The sequence below is a fragment of the Paenibacillus sp. M2 genome (genome assembly GCF_046713495.1).
Lineage (GTDB): Bacteria > Bacillota > Bacilli > Paenibacillales > Paenibacillaceae > Paenibacillus > Paenibacillus amylolyticus_B.
The window spans coordinates 1,020,633-1,039,255 of record NZ_CP169648.1 but is presented as its reverse complement, the minus strand read 5'-3'; the positions used below and the strand labels follow the sequence as shown (position 1 = coordinate 1,039,255).

9 protein-coding genes are annotated in these 18,623 nt (G+C 47.5%); 3 read left to right on the top strand and 6 right to left on the bottom strand.

Features of this window, described 5'->3' with window-relative positions:
• Positions 1 to 434 precede the first annotated feature (434 nt).
• From ACETMN_RS04745 to nirB, 4 genes are all read right to left on the bottom strand, one after another.
• Positions 435 to 5,405: a DUF4132 domain-containing protein gene (locus tag ACETMN_RS04745; RefSeq protein ID WP_411735838.1), complete on the bottom strand. Its 4,971-nt coding sequence runs from the start codon at positions 5,403 to 5,405 to the stop codon at positions 435 to 437.
• A 24-nt stretch (positions 5,406 to 5,429) separates the two neighbouring features.
• Positions 5,430 to 5,855, bottom strand: coding sequence for a hypothetical protein (locus ACETMN_RS04740; RefSeq protein ID WP_411735837.1), 426 nt, complete (start codon positions 5,853 to 5,855; stop codon positions 5,430 to 5,432).
• A 325-nt stretch (positions 5,856 to 6,180) separates the two neighbouring features.
• The gene (gene nasC / locus ACETMN_RS04735; RefSeq protein ID WP_091015980.1) at positions 6,181 to 8,313 is read right to left on the bottom strand and encodes an assimilatory nitrate reductase catalytic subunit NasC; all 2,133 of its coding nucleotides are present in this window, start codon (positions 8,311 to 8,313) and stop codon (positions 6,181 to 6,183) included.
• A gap of 39 nt (positions 8,314 to 8,352) precedes the next feature.
• Positions 8,353 to 10,530 carry a nitrite reductase large subunit NirB gene (nirB, locus tag ACETMN_RS04730; protein WP_091015981.1) on the bottom strand — a complete coding sequence of 726 codons (2,178 nt, stop codon included), beginning with the start codon at positions 10,528 to 10,530 and terminating at the stop codon, positions 8,353 to 8,355.
• 424 nt (positions 10,531 to 10,954) lie between these two features.
• Here nirB and ACETMN_RS04725 point away from each other — a divergent pair, with 424 nt between their 5' ends.
• On the top strand, positions 10,955 to 12,184 hold the full coding sequence (locus ACETMN_RS04725; RefSeq protein ID WP_133386829.1) for a nitrate/nitrite transporter: 1,230 nt from the start codon (positions 10,955 to 10,957) through the stop codon (positions 12,182 to 12,184).
• A 121-nt stretch (positions 12,185 to 12,305) separates the two neighbouring features.
• Here the strand turns inward: ACETMN_RS04725 and fabF are convergent, their stop codons facing one another.
• Positions 12,306 to 13,544, bottom strand: a complete 1,239-nt coding sequence (gene fabF / locus ACETMN_RS04720) for a beta-ketoacyl-ACP synthase II (RefSeq protein WP_091015982.1) — start codon at positions 13,542 to 13,544, stop codon at positions 12,306 to 12,308.
• 138 nt (positions 13,545 to 13,682) lie between these two features.
• On the opposite strand from fabF, the gene ACETMN_RS04715 reads away from it, so the two are divergent.
• Together ACETMN_RS04715 and ACETMN_RS04710 are read left to right on the top strand one after the other, a co-directional pair.
• Complete coding sequence (locus ACETMN_RS04715; protein ID WP_091015984.1) at positions 13,683 to 14,546, top strand: helix-turn-helix transcriptional regulator; 864 nt, start codon at positions 13,683 to 13,685, stop codon at positions 14,544 to 14,546.
• A gap of 134 nt (positions 14,547 to 14,680) precedes the next feature.
• The gene (locus tag ACETMN_RS04710; protein WP_091015985.1) at positions 14,681 to 15,355 is read left to right on the top strand and encodes a response regulator transcription factor; all 675 of its coding nucleotides are present in this window, start codon (positions 14,681 to 14,683) and stop codon (positions 15,353 to 15,355) included.
• A 21-nt stretch (positions 15,356 to 15,376) separates the two neighbouring features.
• Here the strand turns inward: ACETMN_RS04710 and ACETMN_RS04705 are convergent, their stop codons facing one another.
• A complete protein-coding gene (locus ACETMN_RS04705; protein WP_411735836.1) occupies positions 15,377 to 18,604 on the bottom strand; it encodes a response regulator in 3,228 nt (1,075 codons plus the stop codon).
• Positions 18,605 to 18,623 lie beyond the last annotated feature (19 nt).

The following is an 18,623-nucleotide window of genomic DNA, read 5'->3' as shown; positions in this document are numbered from 1 at the left end:
CAAGTCTAGTTCTTTGGAATCACCATATTAATAATTCAGATAACAAAACAAGAAAACGAATTATTTACATTTCCGTAACTACTTTCGAACAAATTCTTTACTTTTAAAAACAGTCGGTTCGACCCACTCCCGATCAACCAATTAATGCAATTAATTATCAGATTAAGGAATATCTCGATACACTCTGGGTCCTAAGTCTATTTGAAAACGGAACCAATCCGGTCCAATGAAATATCCAAAAATATAAAAGCAACTGAGGTCCCTTTTAACAGGTTCTTCAGCTGCCTTTATGTTGGAATTGCTCCATATTGTCCACTTTCCATCCATGATTCTTGTTCTACACTTGTTATATTGAGATTTGAAGTTACATTGAAATCGGAGTAACAAATAAAAAAACCGCCCCACGGGGCGGTTCACTTCTAGTTCGTTCACTTCTAATTCTGTAACTGCGCAAGGATCTGCGGGTCCTTGATCTTTTTATCTTCGGCGAGCAACATCACCTTGGACAGAATCTCAGCTGTTCTCGGATCTTCATCGAGGAATGGCAGGAAGATTCGACCCCGATGCTGACTGTGCACCGGTACGATATGAAGTGCACCTGTGGCTTGTTTGAACACATTACTACTCCCCAGATGAACAGCATACTCACCCAATTCACCATCAATTCTTGCGTAATTCCCATCCAAACGTACATTGTCGATCTTCAGCAGACGCAACGACTCGTTCACAATGACGTGACGCATCTCGATTGTTGTCAGGCTGGCTTCCGGATCTACGCCTCCCACATGTGCAACGCTGACCACCAGGTCGATATCACGCATAACTTCCGAGAAGAACGTCTGCGGTACATCTTGCAGCGCTACAGGTTTGTAGCTCTTGCGATCGTAGAACTGCACCGTCTCCAAGGTAGGCGCCTCGGTATCTGCTGGTGAGAACCAATCTGCCATGGCATAAAGATTCGCAATCAGATTGTGCTCGTAACTTACCTTCTGCAGTCCTTCCTCATAACTGACAGTCCATTGGCGCCCTTTAAGCAGAGCTACTGCTTTTTTCGGTTGAATCTGATACCCAGCGTATCGACGAGACACCGTACCATTAGCCAATTCGTCCTCGTTAGGAAGATATAGCTCTCGGAATACCTGCTTGAACGGCTGACGCTCCTGACGGGTGAACAGATCCCGCTGGAATTCACTCCAGCTTCCGCTCTGATACAGATGAAGCGGATGAGCAATAAACAGTTGATCCTGTTCCGCTAGTGCATGGTTCGTACCCTCCGGCCCTGGAGCAACCAAACCATTGGATGCTACATCGAATCGTCCCGTCTTGTCACCGGACTGGAATACAAGTGTTCTTACCAGCGGATGTATAACCGGATTTTGCATCAGACTAGCAATTTCCTCACGTGTAAAGGACGTTCCAGCAGTCATCGAACGTTCCAGCTCCTGCCGTGCCCGGCGATATTGATCCACCAGATCCGATTTGAGCTCTTTCAGTTCAGCGATATATCCATCTTTTTTGAACCGGGCAGGTACAGATTTGAGTGTCTTACCTTTGCTAACGATAACCATCTCGGGTTGGCCTTCCTCATCGATGACCAATTGCGCTGTCGTGTCAGCATCCAATGCATGAGGTTCAAAGAAAGATTTCATCTCATCCAACTTACGTGCTTCCATGTCCCACATCAGCCGCGTAACATCGGCATAACCTGCATTACGAGCAAGATTGCCCAGTGCAATCTGTGATGCCAGACCTTCACTGGCACGGCGTTGTGCACCGAATTGTTTGCTCTGCATCAGAAACTTCTGAATGAAGTCGTATCGCTCACGCAGATCCTGTTCCCGATTAGCCGCGAATGGAATCAAACTGTAGGTTAACAAATGATCTTTGTTTCGCTTGTCTGACACGGAATCACGCATATCGTCCAGTCGAAGCTTACCCAGTGCAGCATCTGCGAACAATTGGGATCTGCGGTGGTTAGATCCCCCGGAAATGTACTTGGCACAATCGTATAACAGATTGAACCGTTCCTCCCCGACAGCAGCATAGGCTTCTTCAAACCAAGCGATATCAAACGCACCTTCATTAAAGTCCTGTGGTGAGATTGGAGAATAGTGGGCCACGATGGTTTCTTTCTCCGCAGTAAAGCGTTCATTGATATGAGCATGGAAGTACCAGGCTGCACTGCGAAGACCTTCCCATCCCAAATGTTTCGCAACAATCTCCATCCACTGCGGGGCGTACATGGCTGCCTCCAGCAATTTTTTCTCATTAACCGGATACTTCTGGAGCAATTCTCCAAGACGATTTTCATCTTCTCCATCTCGTGGATGACAATTCTGAATTAGATAGCTAAACGTCTCTTTACGTGTTGTGTTGTCTCCATAACTATAGATATATCCACGGACAAATGTATCCTGATCCATTGCCGAGACCAGATGTACCCAGTGTTCCATGCCTTCAATTCGTTCCAGTTTCATGGCAAGTGTACTTACTTCTGTAGAGAGTTCTCCTCTAGTCAGCTCGATCTCCAGAATCCGATTAACGACCGTATCCCGTAAGTGAATCAGCTTCGGATCACTTGCGATCCCTTCTGTACGAGTGGATGTTAAGTTCCGAATAAACATCAGACGATTCCCACCGACCAGCACCTGTCGATATATCTCCTGTTCATCAATCAGGTTCAACTGGTACGCACGCAGGAAATCTTCAAGTGACAGTAAAGACAGCGGTTGGCTACTCTCTACAAGACTAGTGAACTGGTAAGCTGTCTGGAAGAAACGTTTGAAGCTGTTATCGTCATGGATTTTGCCACGAACTACATAATTCCAAGGTCCAGTCAGAATATGAAGCATACCTGACTCTTTCTCGAGTCGATCAGCAGGCATACTCGCGATGATGGAGGCCCAGGTTTTCTCAGCTATCTCAAACGTGTCGATCGGATCGCTATCCAAAAATGCCGCCGATATCAGTGCCACTACCTGATCTTTATACGTCAACGAATCCAGCATCTGCTGCAGCTTTTCGATGTCATCCAGAGGATAGGTCTGTTCAGCAAACGTCTTGCGCCAGCCTTCCAGTAACGGAATCTTTTGCAGTTCTTCATAGCCATACTGATCATGGAAGTAACTGTAATGGTCGCTCAATTTGTCATTGAAATCCCCGAGCTGTATACCCATATACAACTGCATCAGTTCCACACTGCTAAACCCGGCATGTTGAATATAGTTCTCCCATACGTCATGAAGCGGAAACTGTTCCATTTGCTTCATTTCATTCCGCTCTCCATACGGAACCTTGGAGCGAAGACTCGCTCCGATTAACAATGTGTCTTTGTAGCCAGCGTAGTATTCCACCTGGTACTCATAATCCCTGTGTTCATGCACTAATTCACTAAGTCCCTCCAGAAATGGTCTGGTCTTATCCAGAGAGAGTGTAAAGATATCCTTCGGATTATGGCCCTTGAGATCACGCTTCTCATCCAGCAATGGCTCACGTCGCTTCGGATCAAATAAACCAAATCCATTAGAGGCTGTGTAACGACTCCCCTGATCGGTCAGCTTATCCAGCAGTTTCTGCTCCTTGGCAGTGGGTGTCTCAATCAGCTGCGCCAATGGCTGCAATTGCTCCTGCTGATCTATCCGCTCTGGATCCGCCGCAATCTCGGTCAATAATTCGAGCGCACCCAAGCGCTGCAGTTCACTCTTGGCCTCCAAAAGTCGCTTCAGCGAGACCGCCAATTGGTCCACGGGTTGTAGTAACAATACATGGATGACCTTCTGACGAAGTGAGCCTGTTTTGAGCTTCATCAACGCCTCCATCTGTTTCATCTCATCAACCGTCAACGTGAGCAGCTTCGCTTTGGCGAGTGCACTCTCCCGATTACTGATGCTTTTATCAGACAAACTCTCAAACACAAACTGTCTTTGTACCTCATTATCAGGATGCTGAACAAACTGGGACAGCAGTTCTCCGCGCAGTTCCGGGCTCAATCGGTCCTTGATTGCGATGACCTCCCCGATCCATTCCGGGTCCATATCATATGCAGCCAAATATAACATTTTCTTCACTACATCATCCGTATCGATCTGGTAGTGAACATACTCAAGTACACCCGATGGTCCACCTGACCCACCTTTTGGAATGGCAGCCAGCATCTGTTTGAACCGATCAAAGTCCTTACGCCGCAAGGTCTTATCTCCCAGAGCAGGTAATGGCCACACGTAGACGCTACGCTGATTCTCTCCATTCTCGAAACTCCAGTTGTACATATACATCGCATCATAATTGCTCACAATCCAGTGCATCAACTCGGTATCCTGCGCCTCCAGATAACGACGTGCAATGTCCAAACGAAGCTCTCGGTTCTGGCTGTTAGCCAGTACATATTGGGCAACAATCTTCTGATATAACTGACCTTGATCCATAATCTCGATGATCTTGCTCTTCAATTCATTCTCTTCAATGACCGCTGTCGCCCACAGACTGATAAAGAGTTTGTTGGCGTTAGCTTCCTGTTGCCAGGCCTCGCGTATTTCTGGTTGCACAAGCGCCTGATAGGCCTGTTCAATCAACTGTGAGGCAACACGCTGGTTGGCTGCTTCTATGCCGATCCCCGTCCATACGGCAAGCGCTCTTACCACGGAACTGAAACGAATCAGGTTGTTGTCGATAATGATTTTTAATATGTAAATATAGGCTTCCAGTGTCCCTTCATCCATCCGCTCCACAATGCTTTGGCGCAGCCCTTCCTGCAACCTTGCTGCAACGAGCAGCTCACCCACCATCTGATAGGCATCCGCCTGATCGCTCATGAATATGCCTTTGATCATTTCATGGGTTAACAACGCCGTCTGATTGTCACCATAGATAATATCATGCAGCGCCTGCTTCATATCTCCGCCCTGATGATCCAGTTCATAAGCGATACAATCCGCCAGAACCCAACGGATCTCATGGAGATAATCCAGCTTGTACTCACGAAGTGACACATATTCTTCCAGGGAGAAATTTTTCATTTCCATACGGAACAATCCCATCAGTTTACGGATGACTTGTTCTACATGCTGCTCCGGATCGGATGTGCGGAAAGGCCGACGTTCATAGTTGTTACTGTATGGGAAACGAGTCGCACGCTCTGCGATATAACGGAATCGTGCAACCAATGACTCGCTCGCCAGATGCTGTAGCACATCCAATAGTGGCTCGAATAATGGTTTCTGCGTTTCTGCAGCCAACCTTTCAAGCAACTTGTCAGTATTCAGAAACATCTTTTCGTCTCCACGCAAATACGTAGACCCGGCGATCTCCAGAACATAACCTGCCAGCTCAAGCTGTACCCCTGTTAACGACTTGGCTCTTTCCTGCAATCCATCCATATACACCTGTACTTGCTCTTCCTGATTCATCCTGTTCTCCTCCTTCATCACTCTCTACCACAGACGTCCGGCAAGCATTGTAAAACGAATAAATACCACGTTATCTCCGTCTTTTACAACAAGTGACTCATCCAGTTCCTGCAATTCTTCATCGTTGAGAAACACTTTGTACAACCCATCCTCATAGGCGGTTATAGCTGTCTCCATCGCAACATTCAGATCAGGAACACCCTCATTGTATACTGCGCCAAACCCGACTTTTCCCGCCGCTCCCTGCGCCTCAATATCATCCTGCATCAGGTAGGAGAGCAATTCAGTCTGTTGTTTCTTGTCCTGAAGCGCTTTTAATTGCAGAGCCACCATGTTCTCAATGAGCTGCCTTAACGTATGAGTTGTTTCCGGAAGTTCGGCAGCTTGCTTGGCAAGTACCGGCTTGCGCTTACCCAGACTTTTTACCGTTATCCATACGTTCACTGTCATGCCCCCTCTGTCCTGCCCTATTTGAAGAAACTTCCATAAGCCCCGATATCTATACCACGATGCGTAATAACCTAAACTCGAAATGACGATCTATCTCAAAATAAAACCAAAAATACGTACATATGTACCCCTGATGAACATCATAACTAAAATTCAATCCATATTCATGAGCCAATCCTCATGTTTACGTGGAACCACGGAACTATGGCCTACTTGCGTACATATACGCAAAAAAAGCCGCACAGTGTCATATAAATATGGACTGCGCAGCCGCTAAGCTAATATTAGAACAGTTTATGTCACCGGTAATCTGTAATTTTATGAATCATCTCGCCAGACGCAACGGTCGAATGGTTACTGCTGCTGTCTTGAACCCAGGCATCCGACAGAACGGATCTAGCTCTGGTCTGGTGGCCCGATTCACATTCTGAATGCCGCCCCAATGCATCGGCACGAACAAGGTATCCTCCCGAATCGAATCCTTGATGCGCGAACGTACCGTGAAGCTTCCGTACGTCGATTGAATCTCAACCCACTCTCCATCGTGAATACGATAACGGGCAGCGGTAGCCGGGTGAAGTTCAACAAAGTTCTCCAATTCACGAGCTGCCAGTGCCGGACTTCGATGTGTCTGCACCCCTGTAAGATAATGAGGTAACACACGCCCATTGGTGAGAATCAAGGGGAACTCCGAAGATATATCATTCCAGCCCGGGCTGGATTCAAACGTGAATGCCGCTTTGCCGTCCGGGTGAGCGAATCGTTCACCGAACAGCAGTCCTTCTCCCTGATCCTCCAGGGCAGAACACGGCCAGTATACCCCTTTCTCGTTACGCAAACGCTCATAGGTAATGCCATAGTAATCAGCCACTCCGCCACGACTCGCCACCCGAAGCTCATTAAAGATATCCTCAGAAGTGTCATATTCAAAATAAGAAGCTTTACCCAATTGCGCGGCAATCCGGCATAATATATCCCAATCATCGAGCGTTTCTCCCGGCGCAGGTCGCCCCTGTTCACGGAGCAGAACACGCCCCTCCAGATTGGTCAGTGTACCTTCATTCTCCATATAAGATGTAACCGGGAGAACCAGATCAGCCATGCGTGCTGTCTCCGACAGGAACATATCTGCCACGATCAGAGAGTCCAGCTTGCGCAGACCTTCCTCCACCAAACGCACATTGGGGTTGGATACGACCGGGTTGGAGCCCATTACAAGCAACGCCCGAATCTCCTGATCATGGACCTTCTCCATCATCTCGTAGGCGGATACCCCTTTGCCTGGCAAACTTGCAGGTTCCACACCCCAGACGGATGCCACATAGGCACGATCGGCTTCATTTTCAATGGATCGATAGCCTGGTAGTTGGTCAGCCTTCTGCCCATGCTCCCGTCCGCCTTGCCCGTTCCCCTGACCTGTGATGGCACCATATCCGCATCCTTCTCGGCCAATTTTGCCAGTCGCGAGCACCAGGTTCAGAAAGTGCCTGACGGCCATATGCCCATCCGTCTGCTGCTCCACACCACGTGCTGTCATGATCATGCCTGTCTCTGCCTCACCGTATGCCATCGCCGCCTGACGAATCAACGCCAGATCAACCCCGCATGCTTGTGCCGCCTGTTCGAGTTGTAGATCAGCCAACCCTTGTATCAATTGCTCGTAACCATGCGTTCGTTCTTCTATAAAATGAGGCTTCACCAATCCGGCATCCGTAATCACCTTCAACATGCTATCTGCCAGCAGTGCATCCATGCCAGGCTTCACCTGTAAATGAAGGTCGGCAATGGCAGCGGTTGCCGTCTTGCGTGGATCAATAACGATAATGAAGGCCCCGTTTTCCTTGGCCTTATTGAAGTAGGGCAACAGGGTAGGTTGGCATTCCGCAATATTGGTACCTGCGAGTACTATGCAACCTGCCTTGGGAATATCGGACAGACGGAACGTCAATCCACGATCCATCCCGAACACTTTACTTCCAGCTGAAGCCGCAGCTGACATGCAGAACCGTCCATTATAGTCGATGTATTTCGTCCCCAATGCAACTCTGGCGAACTTACCGAGCAGATAGGCTGTTTCATTTGTCAAAGATCCGCCTCCGTAGACTCCGACCGTATCTGCTCCGTATGAATCTTTCAAGTCCTGAAACCGCTCTGCGATGGTCTGAATGGCCTCTTCCCAAGAACAGGGTTCAAGCTCACCATTGCGACGAATGAGCGGATGCATTAATCGTTGACCACTGAGCGCATGTTGATGCGCATTCATGCCCTTCACACACAACCTGCCCCGAGAGGCTTCATTCGGAACACCCTGAACCGTATACTCACCACGACGCTGTCCTGCAACAGGTGCAGCCAGTTCTTCAACAGTCATCTTGCACTGCACACTACAATATGGACACTGGGTCTCCTTTACATACAGCTTGGATACCGCCATTTCCGAAGTTATCGATAATTCCATTTTCCCATCCCTGCCTTTCAGCTGTAATACTGATCCGTTTCAGACGGTGCCCTGCACCGCGGGAGATTCAAGAAATTGCTTCATAGGGGATGCTGAAGCCACATCCCGCTCATGATGATGAATCGCAACAAGTTCCTTCTGTAGTTGGTCATCCAGCAGCGTTTCCCGAATCGACATGAATCCCAATCGTTCCGTCCATGCCCATAACGGCTCATCATACCAGGCGGTTTGGCGATACCATTGAAGGCAGGCTGATGCGAGTGTGGCCGCTTGCATCTCTGTCTCAGCGACCCCGAGCAAGCCACCTTGTTTGACCGGATGCTCTGCATGACCGCCTGCATAGATCTCCCACCCAGCTGGTGAAGCCAGCAAGCCAATATCTTGCACCAGTGCGCTCACCAACGAACCGTGCCCTGGTGCGACGCCCATATTCACCGGCGACGGCATCGCAGCACCGATCCAACTCGTACGAAGCTGTGCAGCCAACCCCCTGGCATCTCTTGCATAGGATGAAAGCGGGATCTGATCATCCCAGCGTACCTGAACCTCTGAGTGACCTTCGATCTCTCGAGCAACTATCGTTCCACCGGATACCTGTAAGTAATAATGAATTACGGGGCGACATACCGAGCAACCATGTTCCGAACCCCAACCCAGCTTCTGCAAGATTAAAAATATGTCTGGTAGCCCTGTCTCCAGAACATCGATGTCAGCCAGTATTTCCTTCAGTTCTGCATGCCCAAGCGCCGTACAACTGCACACAGGCATTGGAGCAGGTTTATCTGGTGTGGCTTCCACTCCAGTACCCCCGTTATTTTTCAGGTTATGCGTATGTTTCAACAGTGCAGCCACCATCGGGCGACAGCCACCGCATGAACCAGAAGCCTTCGTCTGTTCCTTCACCTGATCTGCCGTCTCGAGGCCCTGTTCCTGAATCGCCTTCATAATGGCAGCTTTGGTCACATTGTTACAGGCACATACGGTCTCCTGATCTGGTAATGCCGCAGCAGCCATCTCAGCCGGGTCCGGGGCCCCTTCACGCGGAGCCAATTCCGCTACATCCGCACCTCGTTGCACCAGTCCAAGCAAAGCCGTTCCTTCCGCTGTATCTCCAAATAAAATGGCACCGCGCACTTTGCCAGCCTGCATCAGCACTTTTTTATATGTGCCTCGAATACCATCCAGATGTTGAATTGCAGTCTGCATGCCTTCCCCGCCAATCTCACCCGCCGAGAAAACATCAACTCCCGATACCTTCAGTTGTGAGTAAGGAATTGAACCCTTGTATTCAGGTGTTTCCTGTCCACAGAGCGTACGTGCGAGCACCTTCCCCTGTTCGTATAAAGGAGCCACCAGACCATAACTGATTCCCCGATGTTCGGCACATTCCCCAACTGCATATATATCCGGTACACTGGTGCGCATATAGTCATCTACCATGATTGCCCGATTCGTAGCGATTCCACTTCGTCTGGCCAGATCCACATTTGGCCGAATCCCTACAGCGACAATGACAACCTGAGCTTCAAGCTTGGAACCATCTGTGAAGAGCAGCCCCTGCGCCTGTGATCGTCCGGTAATTTTCTGTGTATTTTTGTTCAAAAGAAAGGACATACCCTGCCCTTCAAGTTCCTGTTGAAGCATCGCGGCAGCCTTCTCATCTAACTGCCGGTTCATAATGTAATGCGCGTTATGGACCACCACAGCTTCCATGCCCAGATGCAGCAACCCGCGTGCAGCCTCCAGCCCAAGCAATCCACCACCAATGACTGCGGCCTTGCGATATGTTTTGGAATAATCAGACATGCGCGTACAATCATCAATCGTTCGGAAGGACATGACCCTCTCTTTATCAATCCCCGGAATCGGTGGGATAAAAGGTGAAGACCCTGTCGCCAGAATCAGGACATCATAGGTTTCTTTTAATCCGGATTCAGTCTCTATATATTTTCTACGGGTATCAATGCGGTGCACCGTTTCACCTGCGCATAGCCGGATTTGATGCTCGGCATACCAGCTCCAATCATTGATAATGATATCCTGTAACGAATGCTCACCCTGCAATACTTTCGATAACATGATCCGATTGTAGTTGGGACGGGGTTCATTACCGTAGATTACAATCTCATACGTATCAGGCTCCAGTGCGATAATCTCTTCGACACACTTCATTCCAGCCATGCCATTCCCGATAATCACCAGTTTGCTTCTACTCATGGGCTGCCCCCTATCTATCTCACCTGAAAATAAACAGAAAAATCCCTTCTCCATGATTCGGAAAAGGGCACCGTTGCCTCCGGAATCCACACGCCTTTGTGTAGATTCATATTAGATTCAGATTAAGGGAATCTGAATCTAATGTCAACTAAATTAACACAAAAATGCGAATAACGATTAAAAAACGAATTATCTAAAATTACATGTAATTTTTGTTGACATATATATTTTCTCTTGATTATAATTTGAATCAAAATCACAGTGCTGTGATCAACTCAGATGCGGGAACACAATGACGTGTACCGCCTGTCGGCAACGGGGCCGCAAATCGTTCAGATCTGGACGAATTGCGGCCTTTTTCTGCCTTAACAAGCACATAGACAAATCACGAAGATCTCAATTGGATGAGGAGCGATGATGGATGATGGAGAGCAAAAGTTTTTGGAAAAGCGGGCATAAGCCCACCCTTTTCGGGGCGTTTATGTATTTTGACATCAGTTTTATGATATGGGGAATGCTGGGTCCACTCGCAGTTGTCATTGCATTGGATTATCCGATGACTCCGCTGGAAAAGGCCAATCTGGTCGCATTGCCTATTCTCGGCGGCTCCATCCTGCGCCTTGTGCTTGGGTTCATGTCTGATTATATTGGTCCGAAACTGACCGCACAGATCGGGATGCTCGTCACCTTAGTTCCTTTATTACTCGGCTGGTTATGGGTCGACTCTTTAAGCCAACTGTACGTGGTGGCACTCTTGCTCGGTGTCGCAGGCGCCTCCTTTGCTGCTGCGCTACCTCTGGCAGGCCAATGGTATGGCAAAGAGCATCAGGGTCTGGCGATGGGTATTGCCGGGGCGGGTAACAGCGGAACCGTACTCGCAACGTTGTTTGCCAATCGCTTGGCTACGCATTTTGGCAGCTGGGAAGTTGTGTTCGGACTTGCTATTATACCGATCGCTATTGTATTCATCCTCTTTTCTATCTTTGCCAAAAATAGCCCGAACCGGCCTGAACCCAAGAAATTGTCCCAATACGGAAGTCTGCTTAAACAAAAAGATGCTTGGGTATTCTGTGCCTTCTATTGTGTGACCTTTGGTGGCTTCGTTGGATTATGTAACTATCTCACCATCTTCTTCAACACCCAGTATGGGCTCTCTCCTGTTCGTGCCGCAGACATTACCACCTTCTGTGTAATCGCAGGCAGTTTCTTCCGGCCTGTAGGGGGTTATCTGGCGGACAAAATTGGCGGAACCCGTATGTTGACTTTCCTGTACACAGGAGCCTGCATCATGTTAATCGGAGTATCCTTCATGCCACCGCTTCCTGTTGTGGTAGTCATGTTGTTCCTCGGTATGATGTGTCTGGGAGCCGGAAATGGCTCTGTGTTCCAACTGGTTCCCCAACGATTCGGTAATGAGATTGGCCTGATGACAGGTATTGTAGGTGCCGCTGGCGGATTGGGCGGGTATGCACTGCCGCTGATTCTGGGCCAACTGTACAGTAGCTATCAATCCTACACGCCAGGTTTTGTCATTCTTAGCCTGATTGCAGCAGCTTCCCTGTTCCTGGTTCTCTTCATGCAATCCCGCTGGCGTGTAAGCTGGCTGAGCCGAGGTAACAAAGGCATGGCCGATTCGACATCCCTCTCTTCCTGAGGCGTACAACCACTCGGCCGTTAACCAAGATACAGTGTTTACGAGTGATCCATAAGTAACCAAAGAAACAGCGTTGCCCCATCAGGCAGCGCTGTTCCTTTGGTTACGGCTGCCTTTCTACTTAAGATGAATATTTTTGAAGAACAATAACCGCATTATGACCGCCAAAACCAAAGGAATTAGACATCCCAATCCGCAACTCTGCTCTTCTTGCCTCGTTTGGTACATAATCCAGATCACATTCGGGATCTCTCTGCTCTTGATTGATAGTTGGCGGAATGATGCCATGCCGCAGACTTTGAATAAGTGATATCGCCTCCGCACCGCCTGCTGCACCAAGCATATGTCCTGTCATGGACTTATTCGCTGTGACCGGAATATCATAGGCACCTGTCCCGAAAAGTTGCTTAATCGCTCTTGTCTCAGACAGATCACCTGCCTCCGTACTGGTGGCATGAGCGTTAATCACATCAATGTCCTCAGGTCCAATCTGAGCCTCTTTCAGTGATGCTTTCATCGCCAGATATGCACCCCGTCCTTCCGGGTGGGTAGCTACCATATGATACGCATCTGAACTGGCACCATATCCAATCACTTCGGCAAGAATATTCGCCCCTCTTGCTAGAGCATGAGACAGTGATTCCACAACCAGAATTCCAGCACCCTCCGCCATGACAAAACCGTCTCTCCCTGCATCAAATGGACGGCTGGCTGCTTGGAACTCTTCATTTCGTGTAGACAACGCTGTCGCATTACCGAAGCTTGCCAGTGACACTTCCGTTACAGCCGCTTCTGTCCCCCCAGCAATAATGACATCGGCTCCGCCATGACGAATTAACCGGAAAGCCTCTCCAATGGCTGTATTGCCAATGGAACAAGCTGTTACTGGCGATAATGTCGGTCCCCAGCAACCAAACCTCATACTGACCATAGCCGCAGCCATATTGGAGATCATCATGGGTACCAGTGTTGGGCTGACTCGCGCAGGTCCCCGATCTGACAGGACCTTGCCTTGTTCCATCAATGTCTGGATGCCGCCTATGCCTGAACCAATATATACACCTACCCGTTCACGGTCCAGTTCATCCATCACAAGACCCGATTGCGATACAGCCTGATCCGCAGCAGCAACAGCAAATTGAACGAATCGATCCATACGCCTTGCTTCCTTGCGTCCAAAACGCTCTTCACCATCAAAATCACGGACCACGCCAGCGATTCTGGTTTTATACGAAGCTGTATCAAAATGTTCTATAGGTGATACACCTGATCTACCCTCAATTAATCCATTCCAGAATGTATGTACATCATTTCCCAAAGGAGAGATGACTCCCATACCTGTAATCACGACTCGTTCCATATCCATCCTCCTTCAGCGCTATTGTCTACCTTACTCTTACGCTCTGCCACTAATAGTGCACTTTTGAATATCCTATTACAAGTTGTCAATTATAATAGTATAATGACTACCATGATAACGAGGATTGAAGGTGATGGATTGAATTACGATATCAGGTTACAGGCATTGTCCACTTTTCTGAAAACACAGCGTTCCAAAATTTCTCCCGAATCGGTCGGTTTACCCACTGGAAGTCGGAGAAGAACGCCTGGGCTGAGGAGAGAAGAGGTTTCCCAACTGGCAGGAGTGAGTACAACATGGTATACCTGGCTTGAACAAGGTCGGGATATTCAGGTATCCCATTCCGTGTTGGATAACATTGCTTCAGCACTGAGGCTTACTGCAGATGAACGAAAGTATCTGTTTTCGCTCGCCATGGAGCATCACTCGGAGCTGCCCACACTGGAAGAAGAACCGGTTCAACTTCACCCTTCCTTGCAGAAAATTCTGCAAGAACTTCATCACTGTCCTACCGTGATCTCGGATCGGCGTTGTTACATTGTCGGCTGGAATGATGCAGCCCGGCATGTTTTTATGGATTTTGAACAGATTGCCCCCGAACAGCGGAATATGATCAGTCTGTTATTTGATCGAAAAGAGTTTCGCAGGCTCGCGGTGAACTGGGAGGATTTTGTGAGCGGATTTCTGGCGATTTTTCGTGCTTACTATGGCCAGTACGTTGATGATGAATGGTATAATTTATTTCTGGATGACATGATGAACAGACATCCCGATTTTCATACCCTTTGGAAACAAAGCAGCGTCAGCAGTGCTCCGGACGTTTTAATCGAATTCAGGCATTCCAAAGCAGGCAAAATGTTGTTTGATCTGACTTCATTGCAGGTTCAGGGTAGTTCCGATCTGCGTTGCAGTGTCTACACCCCTGCGCCAGAGAGCGCTACCGAGCGCAAACTGATGCGCCTGATCGAGCGTGAAGCTGATCCACATCTTGGCAAGCATTAAATCGGAGTCTCTCACCTTCTCGGCGTCATGTTAGAGCCTTGACATCCTCATGTTGCATGTTTTAAATATCAGGTATATGAAGTAATCCATGGATCTTAGTCCTTCTACAAGAAGGGGGTTCAGAAAGGAATATCATGACGAAAGTGCTTATCATAGAGGACGACAACATGTTAGGCGATACATTATCCTTGTATTTGCAAGGTGAAGGGTATGATGTTATCCGTGTCGATAACGCAAGAGATGGTCTTCTACAGCTTCAAGCGCGGCCTGATATCCTGCTTCTTGACTTGATGCTCCCTGATTCGGGTAATAAGAATCCTAGTTCTCTCATGCGCCAGCATACAGCAATCCCCATCATTGTCATCTCTTCGTTAACCGAGGTTTCTGAGCGGATTCGATCATTAACAGATGGGGCTGATGACTATGTATGTAAGCCTTTCAGCATGCAGGAGCTGAAGGCACGTATTGAGGCCGTATTGCGCCGCTACTCCATATTGAACAGCTCTGTTGTCACTGAACAGGAAACCGGAATATCTCTCGATCTGGCCCGAAGAATCGTTCTGTTGAATAACCAGCGCGTGGAGATGACATTTTCCGAATTTGAGATCATGAAGCTGTTTATCCTCAATCCTGGCAAGGTCTACAGTCGGTATGCCCTGATTGAAGCCATTCGTGGTATTGATGCCTACATTAATGATCGCACCATCGATGTGCACATTACCAAGCTTCGCAAAAAAATTGAGGACAATCCAAAAAACCCCCAATACATTCAAACCATCTGGGGGGTCGGATATAAGTTCACACCTTAAAACAACACAGCTTCATTCCGATCACCATGGCAGGGACTCGGTAATTTTATCAATTTCCTGTTGTACCTTCTCCAATTCCGAACGCAGTTCCTCATCTTTGATTAACGGACGGGACAGGAGCGATTCCAATTGGAGAACCACACACATCAGGTCCACCGCATGTAGATTCGCAGCTACGCCTCGAAGAGAATGAACACTACGAATGACATCAGCAATCTGCTGTTGCTGATGTTGAATCGCCAGTTTATTCTGAAACGAGTCATACTCCGCCCTAAATTTCGTGAGCGCATATTGCAGAATATGGGGCTTGCCGTCCATCTGTCTGATCGCCTTATCTGCATCAATTCCATTGATATCTCTTATGCCTTTTAGATCAATCCATATTTCCAAAATGTCTGCGAGCTGCTGTTCATGTATGGGTTTAGTCAGTATGGCATTCATGCCTGCTTCAAGATATAATTCATGGTGACTTTTTAAACTACTCGCTGTAAGCGCAATAATAGGGGTACGATCATATTTCCTCATCTTGCGAATGTGCCTTGCTGCATCAATTCCGTTCATATCTGGCATATAGAGATCCATCAGAATCAGTTCCCATGTTTGTTCATCCAATTTCTTCAAAACCTCTGTGCCACTATCTGCCAGCGTCACCTTGAATCCGGTATGTTCCAGCATGGCCCGAATGACCAGTTGATTGATTTCATGATCTTCAGCGATCAGAATGTGCCCTTTGGATTTAAGCAAATAAGATTCATCGTATTCTATCATCCGCTTTTTCTCCAATGGCCCTTCACCCTGAAGTGCAAGTAATACTTCGAATAATCCCAGACGTGTAATCGGTTTGATCATCATGAGATCCGGGCGAAAGGATCTCTCCTCACTCCACAGGGCATTTTCACTAAAAGCATGGGTATAACCCACCATTTGAAATTTGGTTCGATTCATTCGCTTCATGAAACTGTCCCATAACGAACTGTTAACTGTGTCTTCTATATCCATATCCAACATGATCAACATCGAACTTGTCCCTTCGGCTTCAGGAGTATACCAATCACTCTCCATCATATGGTTCAAGGAAGTATACAGCTTCGGATTCATACCGAATGAATAGAGCAGCTGCTTCAGATTTGCGCCCATCCGTTCATCATCTTCAATGATAACCACATCATTCGCACCATATAGGAGAGGGTATGTCTGCAGGGAAAAACTCTCTTCTTCTTCCGAATCTGCAAGTTCAAATATCAAGTCGAATGAAAACAGACTGTACTCTCCCAGCACACTATCCACCCGCAAGCTTCCTCCCAAAGAGGTGACCAGAAGGTAACAGATGACCAGCCCAAGACCAGAGCCACCATATGTTCGATACGTCGAGGGTTCCGCTTGAGTAAACGGGACAAAAAGTCGTTCCAATTGTTCGGGTGACATTCCGATTCCCGTGTCCTCTACCTCAAAACGGACATGAACTCGCTCCGCCTCCAATGAAAGTACCTCTGCCTGAAGCGTTACATATCCATGCTCCGTAAATTTAATCGCATTACTGAGCAGATTCAATATCACCTGTTCAAGTCGGAACGGATCACCAATTACCGTTAATGGCAGATCGGGATCGGTTGTAAAGATCACTTCGATATCTTTGTGCCCAATAGCCACACCGATCTGATCTGCCACACGTTTGATCACTTCCTCTGGTGAAAAAGAGACCTTCTCCAACATCAGCTTGCCTGCCTCTATTTTTGAAAAATCAAGAATATCATTTACGAGGGCAAGCAAGGTTTGGGAGGACGCATTGATTTTACTCAAATAATCCTTTTGTTGTGGAGATAGATCTGTTCGTTGAAGCAACAACGAAAAGTTGATAATGCCGCTCAGTGGGGTACGAATCTCATGGCTCATGAATGCGAGAAACTCACTCTTCGCCTGGCTTGCTTTGTCAGCCTTAACACGTCTATAGTGATCCGAAATGTCATGAATGACTGCCTTAATTTTCTCACTCGAGTTTAATACTCTAACAGGGTATAGGTGAACACGAACATGCTGCTCATGACCTTCTCCAATAATGAAACTCAGTTCCGTATCCTGTGCTATATTGTGATGTAAGGCTTTTTGGAAAACGAATAACCAGTTCTCCAGCTGCTCAATGAACAACAATTCTTCAAGCTGACGCCCAATCACTTCCTGCCTTCCGAGACCGAGAATATCCAGAAATTTCTGATTAACCGACACTATACATCTGTTGTTATCCAAACCGACAAACCAGTCTGCCGACACTCGCTCAAGTGTTTGATATCGCTCTTCACTTTCTTGAATCCTTCGTTTAACCGCTCTGTGTTCCGTAATATCAAGTCCATATCCCACGACATATTTCACCACACCCTCTTCTAGCAGAGGGCGAACTTTCACCAGCGAATAGTAACCTTCATGCTCAATCTCGTAAAAAAAAGATTCCCCTTCCCATGCCCGGTTAAACTGCTTTCGCAGAAACTCTACCTTCTCCTGAGGTAAAATATCCAATGTGCCCAGTTTGTAATCTTGCTTCAGACTACTCATATCCAAGCCCAGTTGGGAGAGCATCTCTCCCTCAAGCACAAGATACTCGAATTTTCCGTTCTGTTTTCGGATTTTAAAAGTAAAACCCGGCTGCATACGAAGCATCTCCAGCATTTCCTGATCCCTCTGAATGACCAATCTCCTATATCGATGATTTTGGTTCAGATAATACAGGAATAATATAACGGACAGCAGGCAGATACATTGAAAAAAGAGAATCTGCCCCATCATTAACAGAGAAGGAGAATAGGTCTTTAGTACAGAAAGTTCATACACAGTAATCAGCAGCAACGCTCCGGACAACCACTTCTGCATAAATCCCCTGATATACTTAAAGATCAGACATATGGCTACAACAAATAACAACTCTGTCAACGCATACTGCCAGTTCTCCAACAAGGGATTACGCCCCATATTAATCCGAAAAATCCACATGAATGCAAAAGTAACGAAAGCAGATCCACTCCCACCAAAATAAGCAGCAAGCAGATACACACTGGCCCGGAAATTCAACAATGTACCATCCTCAAGCACAATAGAGAAATAATAGAGCGCCGTGCCCAACATGCTCAGCGTAATACCAATAATAATCCGAGTCGTGATGGATGTTGAACGGGTAGCATTTGTATGGTTCAGATAGTGATGAATTAGGAAAACAAAGATCAAAATTAGCGTGAAATTTAATACAAGATCGCGTAGCAAATGGTCACCGTCCACATTA